At 43.8% G+C, this 3,434-nt stretch carries 4 protein-coding genes and 1 pseudogene; all 5 read left to right on the top strand.

Translation table 11 applies throughout. The features are described from left to right. The coding region (locus VE944_RS33635; RefSeq protein WP_324988034.1) for a hypothetical protein at window positions 1-1,065 on the top strand (1,065 nt) is incomplete at its 5' end. A gap of 421 nt (window positions 1,066-1,486) precedes the next feature. Continuing rightward, window positions 1,487-2,125, top strand: a complete 639-nt coding sequence (locus VE944_RS33640) for a hypothetical protein (protein WP_324988036.1) — start codon at window positions 1,487-1,489, stop codon at window positions 2,123-2,125. Continuing rightward, window positions 2,112-2,507 (top strand): type II toxin-antitoxin system death-on-curing family toxin, encoded by a 396-nt coding sequence (locus VE944_RS33645; RefSeq protein WP_324988039.1) that lies wholly within the window; start codon window positions 2,112-2,114, stop codon window positions 2,505-2,507. The genes VE944_RS33640 and VE944_RS33645 overlap by 14 nt, the downstream gene beginning before the upstream one ends. Window positions 2,508-2,756: 249 nt before the next feature. Further along, a complete protein-coding gene (locus VE944_RS33650) occupies window positions 2,757-3,221 on the top strand; it encodes a hypothetical protein (protein WP_324988042.1) in 465 nt (154 codons plus the stop codon). Window positions 3,222-3,251: 30 nt separating this feature from the next. Next, window positions 3,252-3,434 (top strand): annotated as a pseudogene (locus VE944_RS33655) (hypothetical protein); the annotation flags it as partial.

The following is a 3,434-nucleotide window of genomic DNA, read 5'->3' on the forward strand; positions in this document are numbered from 1 at the left end:
CAGATGGGCTTTGGTACAAATGAACTGGATATTTTAGCAAAGCGCAGCCAAATTGAAGATGAGATCGCAGCCAAGAAACTAGAATCACTAAAGCTAGAGCAAGAGTATCAGAGGAAGGCTTTGGCGCTAGATTTACAGCGCCAAAGGATTGCTGCCGAGACTGCGGTTTATGATGCTGAATCAGCAAAACTAGCTGCTGCAAAATCTAAATTGGAAGCAGAAGGAGCGCTAAGAATTGCCCAAATCAAGAAAGATCCACAAGCCATAGAATCAGCCAAGGTGGGATTGGAGATAGCGAACCGCGAAATCGAACTCAGTGACAAGCGACTTGATAATGCAAACGCTAACCTTGGCATCCAGGATGAATTGACCAAGAATGCGACGATGGCGCAAGAAATAACTCAACGCACTGCCATTGACGGGCAACTGGCAGCAGATTCCACAAGGAAGCAGCAAGGTGCATTAGAAAATGCTGAGGCACGCACCCCTAAGAAGGAAGGAGTGGAGGAGGGGAGTAGGGGGGCAGAGGATAAAGGAAAACGTCGAGGTCGTCGTCGCGGAATGATTGGTGAAACTTTTGCAGAAAATGGGCGGACAATCAGTGATGGGGTAGACGTAACTAATTACCATTACGATGAAGCGCTAAACCGTTCTCAGGGGAACCCACCAGTATCTGATTTTGAACTACCCAAGCGGATCGAAATTAACCAGTTACCCGAACTGAATCGTAAACCCGGAGAAAGTCTATTTGCCGCTTATCAAAGGCGCAATGAGGATTTGAATCTCAAAAGGAAATCCGCCGATATGCCTCCTGCTGACCTGACTACAGGAGTTCTCAACAAAGCAGGGATTCAAGTCAGTGATTCTGGTTACTCTCAGTTTGCAGAATCTCTCAAAATGGCGAATCAGGGGATTGAACAGCAGCTAGCTACCCTAAACGATCGCATCCTACAACTTGCTAATACACCGCGATCGCTTACCGTGCAAACCCCTAATGCAGTTGATGATGCGGCGAAATTGATGAACGATTTGTCACGAGGTCAAGTTGTGGGGGCGGGGTTATGAATAATTTTTCAACAGCAAAAAAGTGTCTTTTTAACTGTATCGCCTTAATCTCTAGTGTGGTAGAAGCAAGCGGATACCCCATTGTGATGCCATCACAATACGCTTATAACGGCAATGCAATGGCACTACATTGGACTTATAAAGGCAACATAGTGGCACTACAGTAGACCAATAACGCTATTATGATGCCTTTATTGTGGGTTTGTAACGCCAATATAGTGGCACTACAGTAGAGCCATAACCGTCATGTAGATATAATATATATTAGTGCTAGTGACAAAATTCGGCTTCATGCCATGTGATTGTGGATCTGCGGCAAAACACAAGCCTATATCTCTAGTATTTTTATTAAGGTTAAAGGACATTTTTGGTCAGGGGGAAGTTAATAACCCAATTTTCTGACTCTGAAGGTGGTAAGGCAATGACACTAAGCTCCATGCTCACACAGGAAACAATTTCAACACTTCAAGCACAAGTAGAGCTGTTTGAGCAGTGCTTGCATTTTCCTAATGCACAACATGAAGTTAATGCCCAACTAGCTGAAATAGCTAACACTAGAGGGATGTCGCAGGATGAGGTTAGACAAGAGATAGCTCAGTTTAAGCAAAAAATTAATAAACTCTTTAAGCTGCTTGACAAAATTAGTGATACAGCGAGCAAAGGTGATTTAGTTGCGCTAATGTACTTGGTCAAATCTATTTTCCTCTTAAAGGAAGTTTTAGAGGCAGACTGGGATTTCTTTCTAGGAAACAACAAAAACGATAAAAGAGAAGTAATCAAAAATATTACATCAGTTTCCGTTGTCATATATAAGGAAATCAAAAAAGCAGTTAGCCCTGAAACCCCCAAAAAAGACAGCAACTATGTTGCCCTAGAAACCTTAAAACATGGACTCAAGTCAATGATTGAACAGGGGTTAAAAGTCAACGCCTTCTCCCAAGAGGAGGTTAACGCATTCGATTTAGGAGACATAACCCCTCAAGAATCAGAAACTGTGTTAATCTTCCTATCAACAATGAAAAAATGGGAACCGGTTTACAAGAGACTTGCAGCATCCTAGATTCCTTGAAAAAGAGGACGTAATCCGTATACATGATGAACTCGTCAGTGAAACTGGCGAGTCATCAGCCATACTAAATGAAGGCTTGCTTGACTCTGCTCTTTACTCGCCTCAAGCAACTTACTGGGGAGAGTATTTACATCCCACAATTTATGAACAGGCATCTGCATACCTGTTTCACATAGCCTGCAATCACGCTTTTGAGCAAGGTAACAAACGCACTGCTTTTGCTGCTATGGTGACTTTTTTAAACGCCAATGATTACGATATCGAAATAACAGAAGAAGAAGCTGAAAAACTAACGGTACAGGTAGTCACCCATGAAATAAGCAAGGAAGAACTGCCTACAATACTGAAAAATTACATAACAACCCTTATTTAAAGTCTCTACAAAATCGCCAACGTCGCAATCTGTCTTGCTATTATGTGCTTGCTCTCAGTCACCGAATAAGTGGGTGAAAAGAAAGAAGAAAAAGTGATCGCCTCATCCCCTATTTCCGCTTCCTGTTTTGATTAACATCATGTTATTGAAAGCGATCGCCAATACGGGATTATGAAAAATTTTTCAGGAAGCTTCAAGATTTAGTAGGAGATTAGGAAACCTGAGATTGGTTCTTAGCTACTTACTCCCGTGCGCCAACTCACCCTCTCAATAAGCGGAATATCAGTCACTCTTAAGCGTTTCGTCAGCTACGATCGCATCCTCGCGGACACCGGACAGACTGAATACAGCATCGTCGGCACACCCTTAGATTCTGGCCCGGTGTATGAAGGCAAACACCTCTGGACAATCTCGGCAATGGTGATGATTGATCAGTGGTGGGGGTTGGGGGCGATATTTGGGGAATGCGATCGCCTTCGTCGAACTCAAGGAAACTACCGCATTACCGTTGATGATAGTATCCAAGATTTTATTGAGCAGGGGGCGAGGACAAGGGCATTGGCATTTGGAGGGACTACAACCTCTTTCACGGGTGGCGTATCTTATCCAGCGCGGTTTTATGCGCGGATGTTTGAGCCGAAGTCTCAGTGGCAGAAGAATCAACTGTATCCTTATGTGGCAAGCTTTGTGTTGCGGGAGTTAGATAAGGCATGAAGAAAGTGGGAGATTTACCACAGGGTTATTTTGGGTATCCAAGGAATCATAGACGCGATCGCTGTAACTGTAATCGCCTCTATGACTAAACTACCAACCCCAGGACTTATCCTAATCAAAGAATTCGAGGGATGCAACCTTCACGCTTACCCAGATCCACGCACCGGGGGCAAACCCATCACCATCGGTTGGGGGGCTACCAAAACACTGAAT

The sequence above is a fragment of the Nostoc sp. genome, from assembly GCF_035638895.1.
In the GTDB taxonomy this organism is placed as follows: domain Bacteria; phylum Cyanobacteriota; class Cyanobacteriia; order Cyanobacteriales; family Nostocaceae; genus Nostoc.

What these genes read in the sequence shown, in the direction of transcription:
- VE944_RS33640 (WP_324988036.1), top strand. Translation starts at nt 1,487, where the DNA reads ATGACACTAAGCTCCATGCTCACACAGGAAACAATTTCAACACTTCAA.